The sequence below is a fragment of the Shewanella sp. SP2S2-4 genome (assembly GCF_031932025.1).
Taxonomy (GTDB): Bacteria; Pseudomonadota; Gammaproteobacteria; order Enterobacterales; family Shewanellaceae; genus Shewanella; species Shewanella baltica.
Genome location: NZ_JAUOER010000005.1, coordinates 160,021 through 185,067, shown reverse-complemented (window position 1 = coordinate 185,067; position 25,047 = coordinate 160,021). Strand labels below are relative to the sequence as shown.

Sequence of the window (25,047 nt, the reverse complement as noted above, 5' to 3'; positions counted from 1 at the left end):
ATGCCATTAACTTGGAAAGACAGTGGCTTACGTTGGTATTGGGTAGCTGTATTGGTGTTTTTCGCCGATCAGCTATCTAAACAATGGGTCTTAGCCAATTTTGATTTACATGAATCGCTGAATTTATTGCCTTTTTTTAATTTCACTTATGTACGTAACTACGGGGCAGCCTTTAGTTTTTTGAGTGACGCCGGTGGTTGGCAGCGTTGGTTATTTACGATTGTTGCGGTTGGATTCAGTACTCTACTCACAGTGTGGTTGCGTAGGCAATCCGCTTCGTTGTTGAAACTGAATCTGGCTTACACCTTAGTGATTGGTGGTGCCCTAGGCAATTTGGTCGACAGATTAATGCACGGTTTTGTGGTTGATTTTATCGATTTCTTTTGGGCTAAGAGCCATTATCCAGCTTTCAATATCGCCGATTCGGCGATTTGTATTGGTGCTGTGTTGATCATTTGGGATGCATTTTTAAGCGGTAAATCTGAAACAGATAGCGCCGAAGGGGTTAAGAAGTGACGGTGACGCGATCTTTACTATGCCATATGAATATTGTGCTTTCTGATGGTTCAACCGCAGACAGCACTAAAGCTTCGGGTAAACCAGCTCGATTAAATGTGGGTGACGGTACGTTAAGTCCAGCATTTGAGGCGCAATTGGCAACGCTTGCTGAAGGTGATAAACACAGTTTTACCCTTGAAGCGATTGATGCCTTTGGTGAATCAAATCCTGATGCTATTCACTATCTAGACAGAAGCCGTTTTCCGGCTGACATGAGTTTAGAAGCTGGCGTGATTGTCAGTTTTGCCGGCCCAGGTGGCAGTGAAATCCCGGGTATTGTCCGTGATGTCGCGGGTGATTCCATCACAGTCGATCTGAATCATCCTCTGGCAGGGCACAAGATCACTTTTGAACTGGACGTTGTAAAGGTACTTTAAGATGAAACTCGATCCTACCAGCCCAAGTTTGAATATTATGCTCGCGAACCCGCGTGGTTTTTGTGCGGGTGTTGATCGTGCTATCAGTATTGTTGAACGGGCGTTGGAATTGTTTTCACCGCCTATCTATGTTCGCCATGAAGTCGTACATAATCGCTATGTCGTGCAGAATTTGAAGGATCGCGGTGCGGTTTTTGTCGAAGAGTTAGATCAAGTGCCGGATAACAACATTGTTATCTTCAGTGCCCATGGTGTTTCTCAAGCTGTGAGACAAGAAGCTAAGGCGCGAGGGTTGAGAGTTTTTGATGCGACTTGTCCCTTAGTGACCAAAGTGCACCTTCAAGTGACGCGTGCAAGCCGTAAAGGTATTGAATGTATCTTGATTGGCCACGAGGGGCACCCTGAAGTCGAAGGCACTATGGGTCAGTATGATAATCCTAACGGTGGCGTTTATCTGATTGAATCGCCTGCTGATGTGGATGCGCTAGAAGTGCGCGACCCTAACAATCTCTGCTTCGTGACCCAAACAACTTTATCTGTCGATGATACGTTAGACATTATTGCCGCGTTACAAAAAAGGTTTCCTTCAATTGAAGGACCTCGTAAAGACGATATCTGTTATGCAACACAGAATCGTCAAGATGCGGTACGTAATCTGTCAGCAGATGTGGATTTGTTGATTGTTGTTGGTTCAAAAAACAGCTCTAACTCTAATCGGTTACGCGAGCTCGCATTGAAGACCGGAACCCAGTCTTATCTGGTAGATACTGCTGACGATGTTGAATCAAGCTGGTTCGATAACGTTTCACGTGTTGCTGTTACCGCAGGCGCTTCTGCACCTGAGGTCTTAGTTCAACAAGTTGTCCAAGCGATTGCGAAACTCGCCCCTAGTGTGGTGACTGAAGTCGAAGGACGTAAGGAAGACACTGTCTTTGCGGTGCCTGCCGAACTGCGTTAAATCTATGTGATGTTAAGTTATTTATAAAAAAGAGGCGATAAGCCTCTTTTTTATTGCTTCAAATTCATTCAAGGCATAATGATGTCAATGCTTATATGCTATTGTTACTGGCTACTTACATTTTACTCATCTATTATTAACTGTTGGTAATTTTTTGTCGTAAGACTAAGATTTTTAAAGGGTAAATGGCTGAAAAGCTTGTCAAAAATATGGCTAAATTCGAACGATTGACACAAAAGGACTTTCAACGAGGTTTCTCATTAATTGAGGTGCTTGTTGCATTGGTGATCTTAGTCATTGGCTTAATCGGTATTTTTAATCTACATATCGTTGCAAAGCGTGGCAGCTTCGAGTCATTTCAGCAAACCCAAGCCTCCTATTATGCAAACGATATTATTAATCGAATGAAGCTGAATAGAACACAGCTGGGCAATTACGATGGTGAGTACACAGGTTCTCTGGGTAAACCCGGTAGTGTTTGTGATGTTGCAGTTGGAGCCGTGAATATATGTACTCCAGAAGAGACAGAAGCTTGGGATCTTTATCAGTGGGAGCAGAGTTTTATGGGGGCAGCTGAAGTTGTAGATAGTCAGAATGTTGGGGGATTAGATTCACCAACGGCTTGTATTAGTGTAAATGGTTCAACTGTAACAGTTGCTGTTGCGTGGAGAGGGATCCGAGAGGGCGCGGGTACAAGTTATTCAGGTAGTGAATGCGGAAAAGATATTGGTACGCGTAGACGGCTTTTTATTCTTTCGACAGTGATTATTTAGGTTAATTAATTATTATGGCCAATTCAAGAAACAGCCAGAAAGGGATGTCATTAGTCGAGTTAATGGTCTCTATGGTTATTGGCCTATTTCTCACTCTTGGGCTTTTTGCCATGTTTAGCATGTCCTCTTCTAATGTAATTACGACGAGCCAATTTAATCAATTACAAGAAAATGGCCGAATTGCTTTATCACTAATGGAAAGAGATATCAGCCAATTAGGTTTCATGGGGGACATAACGGGAACCGATTTTGTACTTGGGACCAATATAACCTTGAGGGATGGTATTGCAAATGATTGCATTGGTGCAGGCGTAAATAACGGTACTTTACCTAATGCAGAACCTGCACATTTTAGACGTCTGTGGGGATACGAAGAAGGTAAGAGTGGAGATACGTTAAGTTGCTTATCTGGTGTAAATCAGAATACTGACGTAATTCAAATCAAAAGGTTAGTAGGGCCACCGGTCACTAATCCAGATGGTGAACGTTTTTATATGGCAGCAACTTCGAGTGAAGCAGTGATGTTTAAAGGTGGTAATCCACCTAATCCTGTGCTCGAAAATGCACGTTTTTGGGAATATCAACATCATGTCTATTTTATTAAAAATGACGGTTCCGTACCTGTTTTGCGTCGAAAAACGTTAACTAAAAATAATGGCATGAACAACGAAGAGCAGTTAGTTGAAGGCATTGAGAATATGCGTATTCTCTATGGTTTTGATAGTAACGGAGATGATACGGCCGATAGTTTTATGCCAGCAGAAAATGTAACAACATTAATGTGGGATAACGAATTATTTCAACGGCTTGTTGCATTAAGGGTTTTTTTATTGGTTCGTGCTATCGATGAAGATAAAAGTTATACCAATGAAACAACTTACACTTTAGGCGATAAAGAAATTAAGAATTTGAATGATCATTATCGCCGCAAGATTGTCTCGACGACTATGGTACTTGCTAACCCTGTACTAATTAGAAACTAGAAGGCTGGTGACATGAAAAAGCAAAAGGGAATAGTGTTATTTTTTGCTCTGATTGTATTGTTACTTATGACGATCATCGGTGTTGCTTTAGCTGTTAATTCAACCCAGTCCATGCGTATGTCTGGAGCTGGCTCAGAACGAATAGAAGCGAAGTCTATTGCCGATGGCGGTTTAGAAGCTGCAATTGAGGCAAATAAAGGCGCTAGCTTAGCCAAATTATCTGAGATTTCATCTGTGGCTGAATTTGGTTCTAACCAAACATTAACGCCAATTCCTTACGAAGTTGATGGAGCCGGTAATGTTGTCACTAGTGCTAAAGATGTCGGTTGTCAACGAAGTGCAAGGCCGAATAGTGGCAATTTAATCAGTTGTCGGCGGATTGAAATAAGTAGTACTGCCGCCTTTGGTCGGGATGATTTAGGTCAGCTCACTGTAGTCGCAGGTGTGGAACAAGAAGTTTTAACTGGGAGTTAGATATGATTATTAAAAAGCTGGCTTGTTCTACACTACTTGTGCTGACTTTTGTGTCGGCTTACTCCTTTGGTGATGATACTGAATTGTATGTAAAAGAGTCGACAACTCGAACAGGCGCAAGACCGAAAGTGCTTGTCATATTCGATAACTCGGGAAGTATGTCGACAGAAGAAATTACCCAGATTGTAGATTATGACCCTAGTTATAATTATCCACCTGTGAGTGGTTCAGGTCAGAGTAATACCCGTATTTATTATACCGTCGGCGGTGGGGGATTACCTACTCCAGATACCAGCTCTGATAAGCGTTATTTTGAATCTGACTTAAATGGATGTAATCAAAGTAAGGATACATTAGCAAAATATGGTCGTTTTACTGGATACATTCGAGAATTCACCTCAAATGGTAAATCGGGAACTTGGAAAGAACTATCAGCAACAGATGGAACTAAAATTAAATATACGGATTGTTGGGAGGATATATCCGTTGAAGATCCAAATAATGCGAACTCTATAAATAAAGGTTTCCCTGCGAATGGTTTGAAAACGAGTAGTAATAAAGCTCAGCCATATTACTATGTTTCATCTCAAGGAAATGCTTGGAATAATGCATTGTCTGCCGCAAGAAACACTGATTTTGGAGTCGGTCAGCCGGTAACGTTATATACGGCTAATTATTTGAGGTGGTATGGGTTATCTAAAGCGGGGAAATTGCCAACCATAAAGGTTTCTCGATTAGAGATCGCAAAGAAAGCGATATCTAATATTATTAGTTCTACCCCGACTGTTGACTTTGGGCTTGCTGTATTTAATTACAATTACCCTAATGAGGGTAATAGGGATGGAGGTAGAATTGTTTCTAAAGTTACTCAAATGACCGATGTCTCTAGAGCTAGCTTACTTAATACAATTAAAGATTTAACTGCAAAAACTAATACTCCTTTATGTGAAACGATGTATGAGGCATATCGCTATTTTGCTGGGAAAAGTGTTTTATTTGGACATCAAGATTCTTCGTATTACAACAATGGTTATGTTGGTAATGTACCTCCTTATGATCAAAGTGCTGAAAAGGATGGAATTTACGATACTCCATTTAAAGTCTGTACGGATATTGCCTATGTTATTTATGTAACTGATGGCACACCTACCGTTGATAAAAGTGCTAATAATGATGTTATAAGCTTAACCTCAACAGGAAGTAAAGATGGAGATTATTCTTCATTTTCTAAAAATTTAGATACGGCAAGTTATTTACCAGCCTTAGCTAGTTATATGTTTAATAATGATTTAATCAATAAGCTGGATAGCTCGAATACTGAGCAAATGCAAAATGTTCGGACTTATACTATTGGTTTTAGTAAAGGTGCAGAAGATGCCGCGCCTTTACTCGCTGAGACAGCAAAAAGAGGTGGTGGTTTATATTTTGCGGCTCAGAACAGTATTGAACTACAGAATGCTCTGAATGATGCTTTATCGAATATTTTGAATATTGATTCAAGCTTCACATCTCCTAGTATTGCCAGCAATAACTTCGATCGAACTCAAACATTTGACGCAGCTTATTATGCGATGTTTTTACCTGGCAAAGGGCCTCGTTGGAGTGGTAATTTAAAAAAATTAAAAGTGACTGCTGATGGAACACTAGTTGATAGTAAAGGTAGTGCCGCTATCGCCGATAACGGGAATATTAAAGATGGCGCCTGTACTATATGGTCAAACTGTGATGCGCAAAAGGACGGCAATAAAGTTGAGGTCGGAGGCGTTGCAGCCCAAATAAGGACACAATCGATTAGAAAAATTGTAAGTGACTTAGGGGCGGGGTCAAGTTTAACGCCATTAACGCTGGCTAATGCACAAAGTGCAGCAGGTGGTGATACAGCGTTAGCTAGTTACATGAGAACTAGTGTAGATGAGCTTTCAAATACATTCGATTGGCTTAAAGGGATAGATGTCGATGACGATAACAAAGATGGTAGTACGACTGATAAACGTAATGACGTTATGGGTGACCCACTTCACTCTAAGCCGCTAGCTCTTAATTTTGGTTCATCTACAGCAACTGATATTCGTATTATGCTAGGCACTAATCAAGGTGTTTTGCATATGTTTAAAGATGCGGGAGAGTCTGTATCAGAAACTTGGGGGTTTATTCCCTATGAATTATTGCCTAATTTAACAGAACTAAGGAGTAATGATCCTTCAGGTGTGCATACAGTATATGGAATAGACTCATCACCAGTCGCTTACACTGAGACGGATGCTACAGGCAAAGTAATTAAAGCATGGGTTTATGTAGGCATGCGTCGAGGAGGTTCGTCTTATTATGCCCTTAATGTGACAAATCCTGACAGTCCTACTTTAATGTGGTCGATTAATCCTTCAACCGAAGGTTTTTCAGATCTCGGACAAACATGGTCTGAACCAATAGTGACAAAAATCGTCGGTTATGAAAAGCCTGTACTCATTTTTGGTGGTGGCTATGATACAAGCTTTGATGCCACTCCTTCTTCTTCGCCGGCTGGTCGTGCAGTGTATATTGTCGATGCAGAGAAGGGGACTTTGATTCATTCTTTTGGCGGTTCGGCCTCGGGTGCAACAGTACTTTCTGGCATTCAGGATAGCATTCCAAACTCAGTCGCGGTACTTGATAGTAATAATGATGGTTACACAGATCGCATTTATGCAACTGATGTTGGTGGTAATGTTTGGCGTATGGATTTGCCCAGTGCTAGCCAGAGTAGTTGGACCGCATTTAAATTTGCAGCACTAGGAGGAAGCAATAACGACAATAGACGCTTTTATGCCGAGCCCGTGGTTGCACAAACGATGTTTACTAACCTCGCTGAGGTCAAGGTTACTAGTGGTACTGGAACGACAACAACCAAAACCTACCAAAATGTTCCCTATGATGCCGTCGTGATAGGCAGTGGTGCCAGACCTCATCCTTCTAGTACTGCAGTGAATGACATGTTTTTCACGTTGCAGGATAGGAATGTGGTGACTAAGAGTTTTACTGGCAGTGATATTCCAAGCGTGATTACCATCAATGATCTCTATGATGTGTCTTCTAGCGCACCAGTTTCGGAGACTGATAATATTAGCTTTGGTAAAAAACTAGGCTGGTTTTATGATTTTTCTGGATTAGGAGAGAAGAGCTTAACTGCCGCCTTAATTGTGCAAGGGAAGGTATATTTCACCTCTTACTCACCACCTGCAGATTCTGTTGCTGAAAACGTCTGTGTAGTTTCTGGGTCTGGGAAGCTCTATGTATTTGATCTTCATAAGGGAACAAGAACCTTCTCCCAGTTGTATTTTGAGCTTGGTGAGCGAGTACCCGATACGCCTCAGATTGTTATCCCTGCACCTGAAACGGGGAAGGATCCTTACATTTATATTATTGGAGTGGGTAAGGGTGAGAAAAACAAAGATGGTGAATATAGTGGAACGATAAATGTAGCCTCTGGTTTAGGTGTGAATAAAATTTATTATCATATAAATGAATGAGTTATTAATTTATGAAGGTTCAATGTAAAGGTTTTACACTAATTGAAGTTATGATAACGGTTGTTATTATCGGAATCTTAGCTGCTATTGCTTACCCGTCCTATACTCAATACATAGCATTGAGTGCTAGGTCGGAAGGATTGGCTGCATTAATGCGTATTGCAAATTTACAAGAGCAGTATTACTTAGATAATCGTGTGTATGCAACTGATTTAAGTAAGTTAGTTGGTGCTAATCCCTATGTAACAGAGCATCAGCACTACTCTGTGTCATCAAGCGGGACGTCAAGCTTTACGATTAAGGCTGTTGCTCAGGGCGTTCAGGCTAGCCGTGATGCTGCTTGCTCTCCTTTAACAATATCAGATACTGGGGCAAAAGGTCCGAGTGCGGAGTGTTGGAAATGAAATTAATTAACCTCGTTATCGCAGTCGTTTTATTGCCTAACTTAGTTTGGGCGGACTCTGGCGTTGCTGTCAGCGAACAGGACTTTAAATGCTATATTACTTCGAAAAAACGTTCTGAGATCGCCTTTTATCGTTGGAAGAGTAGTGAAATGAATTTAAGAATGGCGAGCCTTGTTGGCACGATTCATCAATCAAATGATGGATCTAAATATTACATCTATAGTGCGGAAGAGTGTGTCACATTAAACGCTGAATTTACTAATACTAAGGCGCAAGTGTTGGATAAGTTAACACCTAGATAAACATGGGCATGTATTTTTAAATGTTAACAACGAACGATTTAAGGATAATATTACTTTAGGGTAGTGAACGGTAGATTTAGTCTCCCTTAGTCTATGTGCAGCTTTGCCCATCTGCGCCTTCTCTTATCAAACCTGAAGTGCTAATCTTAAGGCTTTTAGAACCGTCACTTTTCCCGTTTGAACAATAAATTATTGATGTTTCGACTGATACTAAGCCATCTGGTGTGAAGTCCACTTTTTTGTCAGCAGGCCCCGATAGTGAAATGACATCATGCTCATTAAAACTATCAATTACTTTGAGTACATTTTTTGCTCCTCCATTATCAATATAAACACTGAATCCTTTATTCCAGTCAGTACCGCATGGAGATGCTGCGTATGGGCAAACAGTAACCGTGGCACCATAGTTGACGGCTTGATTTCTTGCAAAGGCAAACACATCGCTAATTTTTCGTATTTCATTAGTGCTGCGTGTCCCTTCGTATAGTGACGTAAGTGATGGAACGCCTATTGCTAACAAAATTGCCGCGACAGCGATCGTTACCATCAGTTCTACTAATGTGAACCCTTTTGAGATTACTAACATATAAATATCCTCGTTAAAACTTAACTAAGTATATGCGAGGAGAGTACTAATGGTCAGTACCTATTCTATATTTTTAGTATAACCAATAAGTTGTTGTTCAAGGTTTTATATAATTGAATTTTTTTAATACGGAAATACACATATTGATCTAATTACAACTGATATTTTTAGCTGTAGAAAATCGAATTCTACCTGCCTGATTAACAACAATTGCACGGGAGTTTTTGCTATCTACGGTCCTTGGGCAGTATTTGAAAGTACCATTACTTCCTGAAGCCAATCCATCGGGTTGAAACTTTATCGAGCTTTTGTTGTATTTTAAAAAGTCTTTTGTATCAAATTCATCAATAATACGAATGACTTTATCGTTAACATCTAAGGTTTCTACCGTATCAGAATCAATGAATACAGTTAATCCTTTTTGCCAATTTTGAGTACATTTTCCATCCTCGAGTGGGCAAACAGTAACTCTATATCCATAATTAATCGCCGTATTTCGAGCCAGCATGAGTGTTTGTTGGATAGTCCTGATATTGGAATCCGCTCTTATTTGATCGCTGAGATCCGTAAAGGATGGCGTACCCACAGTAAACAAGATGGTTGAAATCGATAGCGTAGTCATAAGTTCTATCAGGCTAAAGCCTTTTTGATGAGTGTTCATAACAAATCCCTGTTATTTTGCGCTTGCATCCCGCGAGCGAGTTAGTTTTGGCTAGAATGTAAGTATAAAGTCTGGCGCTATACTCATAGTGCTTTTTTTAGACTTTTATGTGCTAAAAGCGATTTTGTAGAAACTGTGTTTTATGAGTAAAGCACTACATTCACTTCAATATTGACCTAACCCCGTGTAAGCTAGTGTTATTCTGTTTGTTTATGTTATTGCAAGGGATGAGGAATTTTTAATGAAAAAAGTTGAAGCCATTATTAAGCCATTTAAATTAGACGACGTAAGAGAATCCCTTGCTGAGATTGGCATTACAGGTATGACGGTTTCTGAGGTCAAGGGTTTTGGCCGTCAGAAAGGGCATACAGAGCTCTATCGTGGCGCTGAATACATGGTGGATTTTCTGCCAAAAGTGAAAATAGAGTTAGTGATCCAGGACGATCTGCTCGACCAAGCAATTGATGTGATCGTTGAAACTGCCCGCACAGGAAAGATAGGCGATGGTAAAATTTTTGTTACTGATGTCGAGCGAGTGATTCGTATCCGTACCGGTGAAGAAAACGAAGAAGCGGTATAAGCTGCTTAAGAACGATTCTAAAGGGCTTAGTTGCCCTTTTTTGTTGGCTAAGCTGATGGAAGTACGGCTGAGTTTCTGAAATATCTTTAATGCAAAATCGTCAGTTTTACTGAACTAATGTAGTTATCTCTTATCTGTAACATGGTATAACTGAGCCTCGCAAATGAGTTTTATGAGGTTGTCATTTTGGCTACAAAAAGAATAGTGATCGTGGGCGGTGGTGCAGCTGGTTTAGCACTTGCATCTAAGTTGGGCCGTAAATGGGGCGGTAGTGATGTCGTCGATGTGTGCTTAATTGACCGAAGTCCTATTCATATTTGGAAGCCTAAATTACACGAAGTTGCTGTTGGCGTGATCGATCAATCTATTGAAGGTTTACTCTACCGCGATCATGGGCTTAAAAATGGTTACCGCTATATTCGCGGTGAGATAGAGCAGTGCGACCCTGATGCTAAATCGATTCAGTTAGCCGCCGTCTATAATGACGAAGGCGAGTTACTCTTAGAGCAGCGACAAATCGATTATGATTTTTTAGTCCTTGCTCTTGGTGGTGTTTCTAATAGTTTCAATACATTAGGAGCTGATGAACACTGCATCTTCTTAGATAGCCTCGAAAATGCCAACCTATTCCACCATAAATTACTCGACGCATTACTCCAATTAAACGAAACACAAGAAAGAGTCAGTATTGGCATTGTTGGTGCTGGTGCGACCGGTGTTGAATTGGCGGCAGAACTTCATCATGTGATTGAATCCGTTAAAGAGTATGGCTATCTGAATATTGCTACACATCATCTTGATGTGCATTTGATTGAAGCATCACCCAAAATTCTCCCCCAATTACCTGAGCGTGTGAGCGCTAGGGCGCAGGCAGTTCTTGATAAGATAGGTATACGTTTACATATCGGTGTTCAAGTTAAAGAAGTGACTCGTGATGGTTTTATTACCCAAGATGGGGATGTGATTAAAGCGGGCTTAAAAGTCTGGGCGGCAGGTGTAAAAGGGCCAAAAGCGTTTCAGAACTTTACAAAATTGCCCATTACGCCGCGAAATCAGGTTGAAGTTGATGACTGCATGCGAGTCAAGGGCCATCAAGATATTTACGCCCTTGGCGATTGCGCTCTATTGATCCAAAGTTCTGGTCAGCCTGTTCCACCAAGGGCGCAAGCTGCGGCACAGATGGCTGATACTTTGTTTGATAATATCGTTAATCGATTACAAGGTAAGCCTGAAAAGGCCTTTGTTTACAAAGATTACGGTTCATTAGTGTCTTTAAGCCGCTTCTCTGCGGTAGGTAATTTGATGGGGAACCTACGCTCTGGCACTTTCTTTGTCGAAGGGCATATTGCAAGATTGATGTATATATCTTTGTATCAAAGGCATTTAGCCAGTCTTTATGGTTGGTTTTCGGCAATTGTGTATCGAGTGGCGCAAAAATTATTGAAATGGCAGCGGCCAAAACTTAAATTACATTAATATCTATGTAATTTAATATGACTAAAAGAGAGCAAATATGCTCTCTTTTTTATGGTTTAGGAATAGCCGACGAGTCGCGAATGATAGGTTCAGGCGTAAAAGTCTTAGAATATATCGCATCTTGCTCGCGACGTTTTGCAATTAACAATTCTGTTGCGACTTGCGCTATTTCTGCGTTTGGCTGATGTACTGTGGTCAGTTTAGGCCAAGTTTGACGTGAGAATGGGCTATCTTCGAAACCGACAATCGATAAGTCTACAGGGATATCTAAACCCGCTAAACGAGCAGCAAAAAGTGCACCAGCGGCAATTTCATCGTTACAAGCCACAATCGCAGTCGGACGATGTTTTAGTTTAATAAGCTTATTCGCACCGTCAACACCAGACTCAAATGAGTACTTCCCTTCAATTATGTAGTTTTCATTCAGTTTTAGGCCATTTATTGTTAATGCCTGTTTAAAACCAAGTAACCGCTCTTTAGTGGATTCATGGTGTAAATCCCCACTTAAAAAAGCAATATGCTTGTGTCCTAAGTCAATCAGATGCTGGGTGATTTCAACTGCACCAAATTTATCGTTGACTAAAATAGTCAATCCATTCTGATCGTTGTCCTTTTCACCTGCAATAATGCGCACATAGTTAGCATCAATCTCAGTAAGCGCTTTGAGTACTTTCGGATCTTCTGACAAGGGAGGCGTCAGTACTAATCCCGCTAGCCTAGAATATTTGACTAGTGCTGTAAGCTCATCACAAATGGTCTCTGATTTGGCATTGCAAGGATGGATGACAAGTTCATAGCCCTTGTCTTTACAGGCTGCCAAGATCCCATTTTGCATATCAATAATGTAGTAAGCGTTTGGATTATCGTAAATAAAACCAATAGCATAGGATTTAGTACCCGCGAGGTTTCTCGCCGCTAAATTCGGTTGGTAGTTAAGCGCTTTTATCGCCTCGTTCACTTTGTCAACTGTGGCCTGCTTTACTGAAGGTTCGTTATTTGTGACACGGGATACTGTCTTGATAGACACTCCAGCATATTTAGCTACGTCGTTGATAGTGACTTTCATTGATGTAAAAACTCTTTGTCTAAGGTCGCGAAGGGTTAACTGTTCTATGAACGTAAATTCTTTACCAGCAATTTACAAGCTTACATTTTTATCAGTATTTTCTTACTTATGCGTCTTATAGTGCGAGCTTTTGATGTGCTTAGCAATCCTGAATTGTTACAAATTGGCGTTAATTTATCGTTGTTACAATTATGCTTGGAGTTGTAAATTTACGTCATAATATTAAAGCTCATGTTTTATAATGATTTTTAATAAAATTACTGATTCAAAACTCTGCTTTATGACATTTTTTTGCTTCCATCGTTATTTTGTTGTGGCAAGCCTGTTAATTATTGTGTAATGTTTGCACTAGACATGACAGCGTTGTCATTCCGCAGGGAATGGTTATGAATACTAAAACGATAATAAAGTTATGGAAGGGAAACGAGATGCGACCATCAATCTTTAAGAAAACTGTACTAGCAACAAATATTGCTATCCTACTCGGCAGTGCTGTATCCATCAGCGCTGTCGCTGCAGATGCCGCGGCAACCACCGCAGCACCAGAAAATATTGAAAAAATTGAAGTTCGCGGTATTCGCGCTTCAAATAAAGCCAATATCAATGAAAAACGATTTTCTAACGCAGTAGTGGATGCTGTTACTGCGGAAGATATTGGTAAATTTCCTGATTCTGATGTCGGCCAAGCTCTCGGTCGTGTCCCAGGCGTAACTGTGGGTCGTACATTTGGTCAAGGTAGTTCAGTTTCTATCCGTGGTACAGATCCTTTAATGACTCTGACCACCTTAAATGGCCAGAACGTAGCTTCTACTGGTTGGTACGATCAAATGAACGTCGACCGTTCGTTCAACTATTCTATGCTGCCTTCTGAACTGATTGGTGGCATGGAAGTGTACAAGTCCACTCAAGCCAATCTTGTTGAAGGTGGTATCGGTGGTACTGTTATCGTTAAAACCCGTAAGCCTCTAGATATGGATGCTAATTCTGTATTTGTTTCTGCAAAGGGCGAATATGGAACTGTAAATGAAGATGTAGCACCTGAATTATCAGGTTTGTATAGCTGGAAAAATGATGACGAGACATTTGGTGTTTTAGTTGCGGGTTCATATATTGACCGTGAGTATTTACGGACTGGTACTGAAGCGGATTTAGATTGGGGTGGACGTTCTTCTGTTCAGCCATCTAGTTTCTTGCAGCAGCAAGAGCGAACTGCGCTAGATGCAACACTACAATTCAGACCAACGGATAATTTAGAATTTGGTGCCCACATACTATCACTGAAACTCGGTGCCGATAGTATTGGCGCTAACATGTATATTGAAACCGATACAAACTGGGCAGGCTCTCCTACTGATGGCACTGCTGGACCAGGGAACACAACTAATCCGTCTGCATGTAAACAATTCAATGCAGCAGGTGTTTGTACGTTAAGTGTCACTCCTGAAAATGCGCCATCAGATGTGTTTTTCCAAAACTGGGCGCGTAAAGGTGAGATGACGTCAGATACCTTTGAGTTGAACGCTGACTATAAAGGTGATGGTTTCGCGATTTCAGGCGTTGCAGGAAAGACAAAAGCTGAAGGCGGTACTCAAATGAGTGCTAACTTTGGTTATGGTTGGTGGGGTGATAAGTTTGGTCAGGTTAAGTGGGCAGGTACTGTTGATGCTACTGGTAAACAAGTAGATATTAATGGTCGTGATATGGGCTTTACCCAAGACCAACTGGATACAACTGTTGGAACATCAACTTGGACGGGGATTAAAGGACCTAACTCTGATGAAGAAACTTATCTTCAATTAGATGTTGATTTTGACCTTGACCTAGGTGTTATCAATAAGTTTGAAACAGGTGTTCGTTACACACAACATGAGTTCGAGAAGAGCGAATACCGCGCTATCTATGATCCAACCAAAACAAATGAATTTAAAACTTCTGATCTTTACAGTGGCACAATGAAGTTAGGTTATGACGGTTGGACGATTCCTAAAGCTGACCTAGACGCTATGATTAATGCCACAGAGTCTCTGGTTGATCAATTTGCCTATAGCCGCTCTGCTTATGGTTTGATCGAAGAAGATAACCTATCTATGTATGGCATGTTCTCGTTTGATGGTGAAGGTTTCCGCGGTAACTTTGGCTTACGTTATATCCAAACAGATGTAACTTCGAGCGGCCATGTTATTGATAACTCACCAGCTGATATTTTAGCTGTTAACCAAGGTTGGAGTGAAGAGCTTCATAGCGTTAAAGACAGCTATAGTGATGTCTTACCTAGCTTTAACATTTCATTCGATTTAGCGCAGGATTTGATCTTACGTATGTCCGCAGGACAAGCGATCACTCGTCCTAACTATGATAATTTATTCTTATCAGTTTCGACTGGTTATCCTGATGACAGAAAAGGCAATGAAGAGATTACTTATGGTAATCCAGGTTTACAACCAATGAAGTCTTCTCAGGCGGATTTAAGCCTTGAATACTACTATGGTGATGGTAACTTGGTTTCTGCTACATACTTTATTAAAGATATCAGTAACTTTATCGTTGCAACTACTAAGTATAATCAGCAAATTGGCGTAATTAATAATGATTTAGCGGTACCAGCTGATAACTGGACTGTTAATAATTATGAAAATGCTGGTGGTGGTGAGATCGATGGTATTGAACTGCAGTTAAACCATGCATTTGATAACGGTTTCGGTGTTAATGCGAACTATACATATGCAGATGGTAGTGCACCTTCAGAAGTTTATACTGACAACATAGGTATGTTTACTGAGTCATCAAAGCATAGTGCTAACTTAGTCGGCTACTGGGAGAATGATGATTTCTCAGCACGTGCCGCTTATAACTGGCGTTCTGAGTACATGGTTCGTGAATATGGTAAGTATTACGGCAACCGTATGCATGATGCCTTTGGTACACTCGATGTGACTTTAGGTTGGAATGTGACAGAAGCTATTGCATTACGTCTTGAAATTGTTAACTTAACAGCTGAAGATGACGTTCAATATGGTGCTGCCGGCGTAGGTACTGAAGTTAAGCCTGCGCTTCAAGATGATTTCCCTGCTTGGTCATTTAAAGGCGAAACTACATATAAACTTGGTGCTAGCTTTGTATTCTAACACTTTGTTGTAATTCAAAAGCCCAGTCTTGACTGGGCTTTTTTATAGGTAAACAAACACTATGAAAATCAAACGTATTGCAATTATAGGGGGCGGAACAGCTGGATGGTTAGCTGCAAATCACCTTGGGGCTGAGTTGTGCCATGATCCTGAAATAGAGATTACTTTGATTGAGTCGTTAGATGTGCCAACAATCGGTGTAGGTGAAGGAAGTGTTCCATATCTAGCGAAGGGATTGAAGCGGTTTGGCATTTCCGAAGCAGAGCTATTGCTGACTTGCGATGCTACTTTTAAGCAAGGAATCAAGTTTGTTAATTGGCTCGATAAAAATGTGCATGGAGACAACCATTACTATCATGCTTTCGATGCCCCTTACCCTGCAGGTATTGATGTCTCAAGTTACTGGGTTTCTCACGCGAGTCAACGTCCATTTGATGATGTTGGCATTCAGGCAAGGATTTGTGACTTAGGTTTATCCCCTAAGCGTAAAGGCTCGGGAGACTATGATGGGGCCTTATCTTATGCCTACCATTTTAATGCATTAAAGTTTGCAGGTTTATTAGCAAAGAACGCACAAAAAAAGTTTAATGTTAAGCATCAATTTGCCACCATTGTAGGAGTTGAACAGGATCAAGTTGGACTAATTTCACATTTAATCACTGCTGACAATTCATCGTTAGCTTTTGATTTTTATGTTGATTGTAGTGGTTTTTCTTCAATCATAATTGATAAAGCACTGAAAGTTCCTTTTGAAAGTAAATCAAGCGAGTTACTGACGGATACTGTTTTGGTGCAGCAAGTACCTCTGAATGCTAAAGAAAATATCAATCCCTATACAACTGCGACAGCCCATAAGTCAGGTTGGATATGGGATATTCCACTCACTACACGTCGCGGAACTGGCTTTGTTTACTCAAGTCGGCACATGAGTGATGAGGAGGCTTTAACGTTATATGCCGATTACTTACAAGTCGATAAAGCTCAATTCAAGCCGCGTAAAATTCCGATGGAGATTGGTTATAGGAAGGAGTTCTGGCATAAAAACTGTGTTGCTTTAGGATTGGCCCAAGGCTTTGTTGAGCCACTTGAGGCGACATCTATATTAGTTTCCGATTTTTCTGCTGAACTGTTAGCTCGTCATTTTCCTCGAACTATTGAGGATATTAGCATCTCTACTTCATATTATAATAGTGTTATTACGTATGTTTGGGAGCGTGTTGTTGACTTCATTAAGTTGCACTATTGTATTTCTGACCGGAAAGATTCATCATTTTGGTTAGATAATCAAAAAGAGGATACTATTTCATTTGAGTTAAAACAGCGTTTAGCTAGATTCAAATTACGTCCACCGCATCAGTCTGACTTTTTTAGTCGTTTTGATTTATTTGATCATAAGAATTTTTTGTATGTTTTATATGGAATGAAATTTAAAACGAATCATTCAGTTTTATCTCAGCAAGAAATTAAACATTGTGAGACACTTTTCTCTGATAATGACCTCTTAGTAGGGCGAGCTGAAACCTTACTCTTAAATCATAGAGAATGGTTGGAAGGATTAATGCGCGCTGTTGAAGGTAAGACGCTTAAGTAGATAGTAATGAGGATGTTAAATGTTAGTGCCTGTATTTGAACAAGCTATTTGTGTGTTTGATTTCGACGAATATGATAGTTTTGATGGTAAACACGAAACATACAGTACACTTGAATCGCTGTTTTCACTTCCTGATGTGATCAATGAAGGGAACGTTCCTGATGCGAAAGGAGGACGGGCATTATCAACTGCACATCTTTACAAAACCCATCCAATTCCACAATTATTAAACTTCAAAACTAACCCTTTAGGGGATTGGATTCTGAGACGTATATTTGAATCCGCTATTTTATTGGGGTTCCATAATACTCGTGATGTAAAGAAGCTTAAGTATCACCGAACTTGGGCGAATAGGATGGCGTATAATTGTGATGCAATTGCCCATAGGCATGCTAATAATGACTGGACGATTCCTCATCTAGTTGCAATATATTATACCGATGTACCAGATGAAAGTGCCGACTTGGTTTTTATTAATGATAGAGATAACAGTATTATGCGAGGGAATCATTGTTACGAATATCCGGCTGAGAAACAATATCTTGTCAAATCAAAAACAGGTCGACTTGTATGTCATGACGCAAGATTTTTACATGGAACAACGGTACACAAGAGCCACTTACCACGTACATGCTTAGTTATTGAAGTTGGCTTCCCACCATTAAATAAATAGCGACTTAATCAATATTTATTCTAGTGAATTATTTGGGGTGGTAGTATTTAAACTAACAGTACTTAATATAAATTATATCTTCAAGGCTTTGTGCATTTTATTAATTTTATAGTCTATTTTAACTTACAGCATGAAACATGTTACAGCATAACAACTCCCGTCAAAATTATCCAAATGGAGAAAAAAAGTTTTAATACTTTTACTGGGAGATATAGCGCTAATTTACGAGCGAGTAATCCTCCGATAACGGCACCTGGGCCTGCGAATAACACTAACTCAAAGAGGGCATGGCTATTTGTTGAAAAAATATGAATAGGACTTGCCGACCAAACTGTAATTGCAGAGACAATGACACCGGTGGCGACCGCCATTTTGGCGCATAGTCCCCGTAACATCAGATAAATGACGACTAATTCACCGACGCCTACCGATAACCAAGCTGTGATAATGCCGCCGAAATAGCCAATGAGAGCGAACCAAAGAAAATCGACTGGCCTTATAGCACGAGTTATTGGCGTGCTACTTTTGCAACTAATAACGATGGCGATACCGAGTACAATCGAGAAGATGCTGAAACTTGTGTGTAGCGAAGAGGGGGAGTTGAGCTGTAGTAGTTGGCTGCTCCAGAAACCTAATACTGAAAAGAAGGCGGCAAGTAATGCTGCTTTCACAAAACCAGACCAGGCGGCATCTTCTAGGTGGCGCTTTTTATAATGCAGTGACCATGAAATCGCGCCTGCTGTCATACCAAAGCACTGGATCATAAATGAAGTCGCAACACTTTGAGACTCACTAAAGTTGAGGCTCGAAAAAACGGGAATAAAGATGACGCCACCGCCAGCTCCCGTCGAATTGGCAAATATCGCTCCTGTAATACCCAGAAAAATAAAGCGGCCATATTCTTGGATAAGATCAAATGGCGAATGAAAATGGCTCGCCCAAAATAACCAAGCTCCACAAAGTAGCAATATCAAACTGAGGTTTCGGTAGTGCCGAGTTAAGCGCGGAGCAGATTGGGTATTACTGGGCACTAATGTGTTAAGGGGACTCATCGATAGCTACCGTGATCTTTGTCATGTTATCGCCATGTTACCAATGAAAGACAACGTTGTCACATAAGCTTGAATAAATAAATTAAACATTTTAAGCTATTGAATAATAATGGTTAAGTATGTCTTTTCATAAAAAACAACAATAATTGTCAAAAAAATGTAGAAATCCTGTTCTTTCTTGTGTACTTTAATGATGACAGCGCTGTCATCTGCTTGTGTGATACGTTGTTTGTAAGGTCTGCATGAGAGGATGAGGTCTCCTTATCATGTGTTTGGCAGGAGTATTGCTGTCGGGCGGCGATACGTTTGTCTTTGATATTTTGATAGTCTCTCCCCAGAAACTAGCGTGGGCTGGGTACTGTAAGCAGTGCCCAGCCATTTTTTTAGGGTGTTTTTACAATATGACTTCAATGCCTACCTCAGCATTTGAACGTTAGCGGCATAGATAAATAAAACTCACTGGTAAAAACCAGATAATAAAAAGAGGCTGCAATTTATGGCGATTCATTTAACGGCTGCGATGCGCGTCATTGCGACGGGCATGATGAGTGTCATTCGTTATGTTTTTACACTAACGACCATACTTATCATCACTAAACGAGCAGCTTGCTGGTCACTGTTTATCATGGCTCTGACGGGGCTTTCAGCCTCATCCTTCGCTGTGTTTGCAGCCGATATTGCCTCAAGTCATTTTGCCGCTAACTCAAACCCTAATTCTAATTCAAATTCAAACTCAAACTCTAATTCCGGTTCCTCTGACGTCATTACGTCTGACGTTTCTCACATTCAGGCGCCGATTTCAAAAACAATCGTCACCACCATACAGCAGACTTGGCAGCTAAATTTGCTTAAGGAAGCACTGCGCCGTTCGGATAGCGGCTATAAAGTGCAGCAAATGTCGACTCAGATGAATCAAAAACGCAAGGTCGAAGAAGCACTGGCTGGAACGGTCGATGTGTTTTGGAGTATGACCTCAAAAGAATTAGAAGAAACTGTGCTACCCGTGCGCATTCCATTGTTTAAAGGATTACTCGGTAATCGACTGCTGATTATCCGCAAAGCGGATGAAACGCGATTCTCCAAGGTGAAAACCATGGCGGATTTTAGGCAGTTAAAGGCGGGGCAAAATCGTTATTGGCCCGATGCCACGATTCTAGAGGCCAATGGATTACCCGTCGTTACGAGTTATCAGTACACCAATTTATACCCCATGTTAGAAGGTGGGCGTTTTGATTATCTTGCCCTCGGCGCCCAGGAAATTGGTGAAGAACTCGCAAGTCACCCCGATCCCGCACTTAAGGTTGATAGCCATATTCTGCTTCAATATCGCTCGCCAGCTTATTTCTTTGTGTCCCCTAAGCGCCCCGAACTTGCGGCGGCCATTTTAGCTGGACTCGAAAGTATGGTAAGCGACGGCTCTTTTGATGAGATGTTCAATCGTGAGCTAAAAATTGAGCAACTGTACCGTGAGGCTAAGTTTGAACAAAGGGTCATTATTCGTCTCGATACGCCTGATTTAAGCCCGTTAACGCCAATAGAGCGCAAAGAATTATGGTTAGATCTCTTTAGTATGCAAGGTGCAAAATAATGAAAACATTAGCCTTAAAAGTACAGATTGGGTTAGCGGCAGCGATTTTTATGATAGTCAGCGTTTTGTTTGGCGCATCATACTGGTTGGCGAGCGATAAATTGGCCGCCAGTGAAACTGAGTTTGAAGACAATACCGTCGCCAATTTGCAAGTCACTATGGCGCAGCCCATCTTCACCTACGATTTTGAACAAATCCAAGCCGTGTTATCTGTGATGCTTAAATCTGCGCAGATTTATCATATCGTGGTGAGCGACCATCGCGGTAAAGTGTTAGCCGAGAGTCAACAGGCTCAAACGGTGGCCGATGAGTATCTGGTAAAACGTGAAATTCACTTTGCTGACCAAGGTAATCCGACGGGCCAATTGGCCATCCAGTTTTCTATGTTGCCCATTCGCGCTCAGTTGTCAGATTTACTCTTAGGTTATTTCTTGCAGGCGCTGTTAATTCTCGGTGGCAGTTTAATTGTTATCTTTATCATTCTTAAACGTTTAGTGATTAATCCACTGGAGAATGTTGTCCGCGCCATGGAAGAAATTGCCAGCGGTGACGGTGATTTATGCCACAGATTACCCGTTGAGAGTCAGGATGAGATTGGTCAGCTTGCCAAGGCATTTAATGGTTTTGTAGAGCAAATTCACGCCACGATTTCCAGAGTGCACGAAACTTCAGGGCAATTACTGGGCGATGCCAAAGCGCTTGGCTCATTGTCGCAAACCAACAATGATCGCGTGCAAACCCAATTAAAAGAAACCGAGGCCGCTGTGACGGCTGTAACTCAGCTAAGTGCCAGTGCTAACGAAGTTGCCATTAATGCCAAGCGCACCGCGGATGCGGCGAGTCAGGCCGATAAAGCGGTCGATGACAGTCAGCGTCAGTTCGATTCGGGATTAGATATTACCCGCAAGCTGGCATCTGAATTAGCTCGCTCGGCATTGTCCGTCTCACAGTTACAGCAAGAAACCCAAAAGATTGATGAAGTGGTCGTAGTGATCAACAGTATTGCCGAACAGACCAACTTACTGGCGCTTAATGCTGCCATTGAAGCGGCAAGGGCGGGTGAACAAGGGCGCGGTTTTGCTGTGGTTGCCGACGAAGTGCGCACGCTGGCGAGCCGAACTCAACAAGCCACAGGTGAAATACAGAAAATGATCCAGCAGGTTCAGAGCCGAGTGGCAGAAACGGTCACTGTGATGCAAGCGAGCCAAGCCCTCTCAACTCAGGGCGTAAACCGCTCGGAAGAAATTAAGTTAGTACTCACTAAAGTGACTGATTTAGTCTCAAATATCAGTAATATGAACATCGAAGTTTTCCATGCGGCACAGGAGCAAACCTGCGTCACCGAAGCGATTTCTCGTACGTTAAATGATCTTGCCAATGTCTCAGGTTCAGCCTCACTCGATAGCGAGCACTTAGCGCACTCGAGCGAGCGACTGTTTCACCAAGGGGAAAGACTGCGGACGTTAGTAACTTCCTTCAGATTGTAGCCATTTCTGGAGCTAGATAAGGATAATCATGAAAAAAACACTCTCAGCAAGCGCCATTTTACTGGCTTTAGGATTAGCGGCCTGTTCCGAGGCGCCTGTGACGCCTTCCGCAGCGTCAGCCGATAAGGCTGTGGCTCAAACACTGCAAGCTCAGGACGCATTAACTCAAGCGCAGTTACAACAACTCGGGGATTCGTTAGTCGTAACTTACCGTGTTGTGACCAATGTGCCAGACGATAAGTGCCTAAAAGATAAAGCCGATGGTCGCTGTTTTGTCGCTCAAATTGATTTCGTGCCCGGTATGGATTTAGCCAGCCAGGATTGGGAAATTTATTTAAGCCAAATGCGCCCTGTGCAATCGGTTGAAAGCGGTGAATTGACGATAACGCACGTTAAAGGCGATTTACATCGTATTACGCCAACGGCCGCTTTTAAGGGATTTGTTAAGGGCGAGAAAAAGCAACTGACGTTCCGTGGTGAGCCGTGGCAATTGGCTGAAACCGACGCTATGCCAAACTATTACCTCGCAGCAAAAGGATTAGAACCCGTCATTATCGCCAGCACTCAGGTAGGGAAAGATGCCGAAACGGGTTTAGAGACGCGTCCGTATGTTGAAGGGTTTACGAATTTTAAAACCCAATATCAACGCACTGAAACGGATAAACTCGCGCCAGCCGATGCCGCGCAATTATTTAAAGCCAATCAAAGCGTGAGTGAAGATGCCGCCTTGGCTTTGGATACCATTATCCCAACGCCACAAAAGGTGAAGATCCATTCAACTGATACACCAGTATCCCTTGCTGGTGGTATTAAGCTCGAATATCAGCAAGATAACCCAGAGCAAAAGAGTCAAGTTGCGGCGGCGGTGGCACGTTTAGCTCGCCTGGGGGTGGCTGAATCTGCGAGTGGCATGACGGTGAAGTTTGCCCGCCAAAAAGGGAATGAGGGCAGTTATCGCTTAGATATTCAGCCAACTGAAATTGTGATCGCTGCCAATGATGCGGCGGGCTTCTCTTACGGTTTGTCATCATTAGCAAGCCTTGTGGATGTGAATTCGCTGAAAGTGAATGCCATGACCATTGAAGACAGCCCACGTTATCCGTTCCGTGGTATGCACATTGATGTGGCACGTAATTTCCACAGCAAACAATTGTTGCTGGATTTGCTCGACCAAATGGCGGCTTATAAGCTCAATAAACTGCATTTACACATGGCTGACGATGAAGGTTGGCGTTTAGAAATCGATGGTCTGCCTGAATTAACCGACATAGGCAGTAAACGTTGCCATGATTTAGATGAAAATACCTGCCTATTACCGCAGTTAGGCAGTGGACCGTTTGGCGATACTAGCGTCAATGGCTACTACACTAAACAAGACTATATCGACATAGTGAAATATGCCGAGGCGCGTCAAATTCAAGTGATCCCATCGATGGATATGCCGGGTCATAGCCGCGCCGCGATTAAAGCGATGGATGCGCGTTTTCGTCGATTACAGGCTGAAGACGTAGAGCTTAAAAACACGGGCAAAGTGCAGGTTGTTCCTGTGCAGGAAACGGCAAATCAAGCTAGCACAGCTGTAAAAGCGTTAGATGCGGGCGCTCGTCAATTGCAAGCTGAAGGGCAAACCACTGCAGCTGAGCAATATTTGTTATCCGATGCAAACGACAAAACGGTTTATTCTTCAGTGCAATATTACGACGACAATACGCTTAACGTGTGCATGGAATCGACCTATCAGTTTGTCGATAAGGTGATTGATGAGATTGCCAAGCTACATCAAGCCGCGGGTCAACCATTGACGCGTTACCACATTGGTGCCGATGAAACGGCGGGAGCTTGGAAACAATCACCCCAGTGTTTAGCATTTGTTGCCAATAACGATAAAGGCGTTAAGTCGATAGATGACTTAGGCGCTTATTTTATCGAGCGAATTTCGACTATGTTAGCGGCCAAAGGCATTGAAGCTGCGGGGTGGAGCGATGGCATGAGCCATGTTCGCCCTGAGAATATGCCCGCTAAAGTGCAGTCTAATATTTGGGATGTGATTGCCCATAAAGGCTATGAGCGCGCCAATCAGCAGGCGAATCTTGGTTGGGAAACCGTGCTCTCTAATCCTGAGGTGTTGTACTTTGATTTCCCCTATGAGGCCGATCCCAAGGAGCATGGCTATTACTGGGCGAGCCGCGCGACCAACAGCCATAAAGTCTTTAGCTTTATGCCAGACAACTTGGCCGCCAACGCCGAGCAATGGACCGATATTCAAAATCAGCCGTTCGAAGCGGACGACAGAATAAAACTTGATGAGGCGGGTAAAAAAATCTCGGGTCCAAGGGAGAGAGGCAAACCTTTTACTGGCTTGCAAGGGCAGGTTTGGAGTGAGTCGATTCGCAGTGACGATACGATTGAATACATGGTGTTCCCGCGTTTATTGATGTTGGCTGAGCGTGCTTGGCATCAAGCTGCATGGGAAGTACCTTATCAATATCAAGGCGCTGTATATAATCAAAGCTCGGGCGCTTTTACTTTGACCATGCGTGATGCACAGGCAAAGGATTGGCAACAACTCGCGAATACCTTAGGCCACAAAGAGTTTATTAAGTTAGATAAAGCGGGGATTGATTATCGCGTACCGACGGTCGGCGCCGAGATCCGTGAGGGCAAGCTGTTTGCCAATATCGCCTATCCCGGGCTCAAACTGGAATACCGAAGCCTAAATGGCCAATGGCAAGCTTATCAAGCGGGACAGGCGGTCACTGCACCGATTGAGGTCCGGGCCATAGCTGCAGATGGTGTTCGTAAAGGGAGAAGTTTAATCGTTAACTAA

At 42.1% G+C, this 25,047-nt stretch carries 21 protein-coding genes; 17 read left to right on the top strand and 4 right to left on the bottom strand.

Going from position 1 to position 25,047, the window contains the following annotated elements; translation table 11 throughout:
- From lspA to Q4Q54_RS06420, 9 genes are all read left to right on the top strand, one after another.
- The gene (lspA, locus tag Q4Q54_RS06460) at positions 1 to 516 is read left to right on the top strand and encodes a signal peptidase II (protein WP_011846081.1); all 516 of its coding nucleotides are present in this window, start codon (positions 1 to 3) and stop codon (positions 514 to 516) included.
- The gene (gene fkpB / locus Q4Q54_RS06455; RefSeq protein ID WP_006080638.1) at positions 513 to 935 is read left to right on the top strand and encodes an FKBP-type peptidyl-prolyl cis-trans isomerase; all 423 of its coding nucleotides are present in this window, start codon (positions 513 to 515) and stop codon (positions 933 to 935) included. Before lspA ends, fkpB begins: the two co-directional genes overlap by 4 nt.
- A 28-nt stretch (positions 936 to 963) precedes the next feature.
- Entirely contained in the window at positions 964 to 1,893 is a 930-nt protein-coding gene (gene ispH / locus Q4Q54_RS06450; RefSeq protein ID WP_170927454.1) for a 4-hydroxy-3-methylbut-2-enyl diphosphate reductase, read from the top strand.
- 185 nt (positions 1,894 to 2,078) lie between these two features.
- The gene (gene pilV / locus Q4Q54_RS06445) at positions 2,079 to 2,666 is read left to right on the top strand and encodes a type IV pilus modification protein PilV (RefSeq protein WP_259215114.1); all 588 of its coding nucleotides are present in this window, start codon (positions 2,079 to 2,081) and stop codon (positions 2,664 to 2,666) included.
- A 14-nt stretch (positions 2,667 to 2,680) separates the two neighbouring features.
- Positions 2,681 to 3,649 carry a PilW family protein gene (locus Q4Q54_RS06440; RefSeq protein ID WP_259215115.1) on the top strand — a complete coding sequence of 323 codons (969 nt, stop codon included), beginning with the start codon at positions 2,681 to 2,683 and terminating at the stop codon, positions 3,647 to 3,649.
- Between the two features lie 12 nt (positions 3,650 to 3,661).
- A complete protein-coding gene (locus Q4Q54_RS06435) occupies positions 3,662 to 4,123 on the top strand; it encodes a PilX N-terminal domain-containing pilus assembly protein (RefSeq protein ID WP_012588323.1) in 462 nt (153 codons plus the stop codon).
- 2 nt (positions 4,124 to 4,125) lie between these two features.
- Positions 4,126 to 7,629 (top strand): PilC/PilY family type IV pilus protein, encoded by a 3,504-nt coding sequence (locus tag Q4Q54_RS06430; RefSeq protein ID WP_311988004.1) that lies wholly within the window; start codon positions 4,126 to 4,128, stop codon positions 7,627 to 7,629.
- 11 nt (positions 7,630 to 7,640) lie between these two features.
- A complete protein-coding gene (locus Q4Q54_RS06425) occupies positions 7,641 to 8,033 on the top strand; it encodes a type IV pilin protein (RefSeq protein ID WP_012088531.1) in 393 nt (130 codons plus the stop codon).
- Positions 8,030 to 8,335 (top strand): TapY2 family type IVa secretion system protein, encoded by a 306-nt coding sequence (locus Q4Q54_RS06420; RefSeq protein ID WP_311988003.1) that lies wholly within the window; start codon positions 8,030 to 8,032, stop codon positions 8,333 to 8,335. Before Q4Q54_RS06425 ends, Q4Q54_RS06420 begins: the two co-directional genes overlap by 4 nt.
- A gap of 91 nt (positions 8,336 to 8,426) precedes the next feature.
- Here Q4Q54_RS06420 and Q4Q54_RS06415 read toward each other — a convergent pair whose 3' ends face one another.
- A complete protein-coding gene (locus Q4Q54_RS06415) occupies positions 8,427 to 8,921 on the bottom strand; it encodes a GspH/FimT family pseudopilin (protein WP_011846088.1) in 495 nt (164 codons plus the stop codon).
- A gap of 148 nt (positions 8,922 to 9,069) precedes the next feature.
- Complete coding sequence (locus Q4Q54_RS06410) at positions 9,070 to 9,582, bottom strand: GspH/FimT family pseudopilin (protein WP_311988002.1); 513 nt, start codon at positions 9,580 to 9,582, stop codon at positions 9,070 to 9,072.
- Positions 9,583 to 9,823: 241 nt separating this feature from the next.
- Here Q4Q54_RS06410 and glnB point away from each other — a divergent pair, with 241 nt between their 5' ends.
- Positions 9,824 to 10,162 carry a nitrogen regulatory protein P-II gene (gene glnB, locus Q4Q54_RS06405; protein ID WP_012088533.1) on the top strand — a complete coding sequence of 113 codons (339 nt, stop codon included), beginning with the start codon at positions 9,824 to 9,826 and terminating at the stop codon, positions 10,160 to 10,162.
- A gap of 186 nt (positions 10,163 to 10,348) precedes the next feature.
- Positions 10,349 to 11,638, top strand: coding sequence for an NAD(P)/FAD-dependent oxidoreductase (locus Q4Q54_RS06400; protein WP_311988001.1), 1,290 nt, complete (start codon positions 10,349 to 10,351; stop codon positions 11,636 to 11,638).
- Between the two features lie 49 nt (positions 11,639 to 11,687).
- Here the strand turns inward: Q4Q54_RS06400 and Q4Q54_RS06395 are convergent, their stop codons facing one another.
- The gene (locus Q4Q54_RS06395) at positions 11,688 to 12,704 is read right to left on the bottom strand and encodes a LacI family DNA-binding transcriptional regulator (protein WP_107946759.1); all 1,017 of its coding nucleotides are present in this window, start codon (positions 12,702 to 12,704) and stop codon (positions 11,688 to 11,690) included.
- Between the two features lie 428 nt (positions 12,705 to 13,132).
- Between Q4Q54_RS06395 and Q4Q54_RS06390 the strand changes: the two genes are divergently transcribed.
- The 3 genes from Q4Q54_RS06390 (at position 13,133) to Q4Q54_RS06380 (ending at position 18,093) form a co-directional block, all read left to right on the top strand.
- The gene (locus Q4Q54_RS06390) at positions 13,133 to 15,829 is read left to right on the top strand and encodes a TonB-dependent receptor (protein WP_311988018.1); all 2,697 of its coding nucleotides are present in this window, start codon (positions 13,133 to 13,135) and stop codon (positions 15,827 to 15,829) included.
- 61 nt (positions 15,830 to 15,890) lie between these two features.
- Positions 15,891 to 17,420 (top strand): tryptophan halogenase family protein, encoded by a 1,530-nt coding sequence (locus tag Q4Q54_RS06385; RefSeq protein WP_311988000.1) that lies wholly within the window; start codon positions 15,891 to 15,893, stop codon positions 17,418 to 17,420.
- A 19-nt stretch (positions 17,421 to 17,439) separates the two neighbouring features.
- Positions 17,440 to 18,093, top strand: coding sequence for a putative 2OG-Fe(II) oxygenase (locus Q4Q54_RS06380; RefSeq protein WP_311987999.1), 654 nt, complete (start codon positions 17,440 to 17,442; stop codon positions 18,091 to 18,093).
- Positions 18,094 to 18,233: 140 nt separating this feature from the next.
- Here Q4Q54_RS06380 and Q4Q54_RS06375 read toward each other — a convergent pair whose 3' ends face one another.
- Positions 18,234 to 19,145, bottom strand: a complete 912-nt coding sequence (locus Q4Q54_RS06375; protein ID WP_311987998.1) for a sulfite exporter TauE/SafE family protein — start codon at positions 19,143 to 19,145, stop codon at positions 18,234 to 18,236.
- Positions 19,146 to 19,641: 496 nt separating this feature from the next.
- Between Q4Q54_RS06375 and Q4Q54_RS06370 the strand changes: the two genes are divergently transcribed.
- The 3 genes from Q4Q54_RS06370 to Q4Q54_RS06360 are packed head-to-tail and all read left to right on the top strand — an operon-like array spanning position 19,642 to position 25,047.
- Positions 19,642 to 20,733, top strand: a complete 1,092-nt coding sequence (locus tag Q4Q54_RS06370) for a transporter substrate-binding domain-containing protein (protein ID WP_311987997.1) — start codon at positions 19,642 to 19,644, stop codon at positions 20,731 to 20,733.
- A complete protein-coding gene (locus Q4Q54_RS06365) occupies positions 20,733 to 22,220 on the top strand; it encodes a methyl-accepting chemotaxis protein (RefSeq protein WP_311987996.1) in 1,488 nt (495 codons plus the stop codon). Before Q4Q54_RS06370 ends, Q4Q54_RS06365 begins: the two co-directional genes overlap by 1 nt.
- A gap of 28 nt (positions 22,221 to 22,248) precedes the next feature.
- Positions 22,249 to 25,047, top strand: coding sequence for a family 20 glycosylhydrolase (locus Q4Q54_RS06360; RefSeq protein ID WP_311987995.1), 2,799 nt, complete (start codon positions 22,249 to 22,251; stop codon positions 25,045 to 25,047).

Bases quoted from the DNA above. Each gene is read 5' to 3' on its own strand.
- Q4Q54_RS06360 (WP_311987995.1), top strand. From the start codon at position 22,249: ATGAAAAAAACACTCTCAGCAAGCGCCATTTTACTGGCTTTAGGATTA.
- Q4Q54_RS06420 (WP_311988003.1), top strand. From the start codon at position 8,030: ATGAAATTAATTAACCTCGTTATCGCAGTCGTTTTATTGCCTAACTTA.
- Q4Q54_RS06375 (WP_311987998.1), bottom strand. From the start codon at position 19,145: ATGAGTCCCCTTAACACATTAGTGCCCAGTAATACCCAATCTGCTCCG.
- Q4Q54_RS06430 (WP_311988004.1), top strand. From the start codon at position 4,126: ATGATTATTAAAAAGCTGGCTTGTTCTACACTACTTGTGCTGACTTTT.
- lspA (WP_011846081.1), top strand. From the start codon at position 1: ATGCCATTAACTTGGAAAGACAGTGGCTTACGTTGGTATTGGGTAGCT.
- Q4Q54_RS06425 (WP_012088531.1), top strand. From the start codon at position 7,641: ATGAAGGTTCAATGTAAAGGTTTTACACTAATTGAAGTTATGATAACG.
- Q4Q54_RS06390 (WP_311988018.1), top strand. From the start codon at position 13,133: ATGCGACCATCAATCTTTAAGAAAACTGTACTAGCAACAAATATTGCT.
- Q4Q54_RS06385 (WP_311988000.1), top strand. From the start codon at position 15,891: ATGAAAATCAAACGTATTGCAATTATAGGGGGCGGAACAGCTGGATGG.
- Q4Q54_RS06365 (WP_311987996.1), top strand. From the start codon at position 20,733: ATGAAAACATTAGCCTTAAAAGTACAGATTGGGTTAGCGGCAGCGATT.
- Q4Q54_RS06380 (WP_311987999.1), top strand. From the start codon at position 17,440: ATGTTAGTGCCTGTATTTGAACAAGCTATTTGTGTGTTTGATTTCGAC.
- Q4Q54_RS06410 (WP_311988002.1), bottom strand. From the start codon at position 9,582: ATGAACACTCATCAAAAAGGCTTTAGCCTGATAGAACTTATGACTACG.
- glnB (WP_012088533.1), top strand. From the start codon at position 9,824: ATGAAAAAAGTTGAAGCCATTATTAAGCCATTTAAATTAGACGACGTA.
- Q4Q54_RS06415 (WP_011846088.1), bottom strand. From the start codon at position 8,921: ATGTTAGTAATCTCAAAAGGGTTCACATTAGTAGAACTGATGGTAACG.
- Q4Q54_RS06395 (WP_107946759.1), bottom strand. From the start codon at position 12,704: ATGAAAGTCACTATCAACGACGTAGCTAAATATGCTGGAGTGTCTATC.
- Q4Q54_RS06440 (WP_259215115.1), top strand. From the start codon at position 2,681: ATGGCCAATTCAAGAAACAGCCAGAAAGGGATGTCATTAGTCGAGTTA.
- Q4Q54_RS06435 (WP_012588323.1), top strand. From the start codon at position 3,662: ATGAAAAAGCAAAAGGGAATAGTGTTATTTTTTGCTCTGATTGTATTG.
- pilV (WP_259215114.1), top strand. From the start codon at position 2,079: ATGGCTGAAAAGCTTGTCAAAAATATGGCTAAATTCGAACGATTGACA.
- Q4Q54_RS06370 (WP_311987997.1), top strand. From the start codon at position 19,642: ATGGCGATTCATTTAACGGCTGCGATGCGCGTCATTGCGACGGGCATG.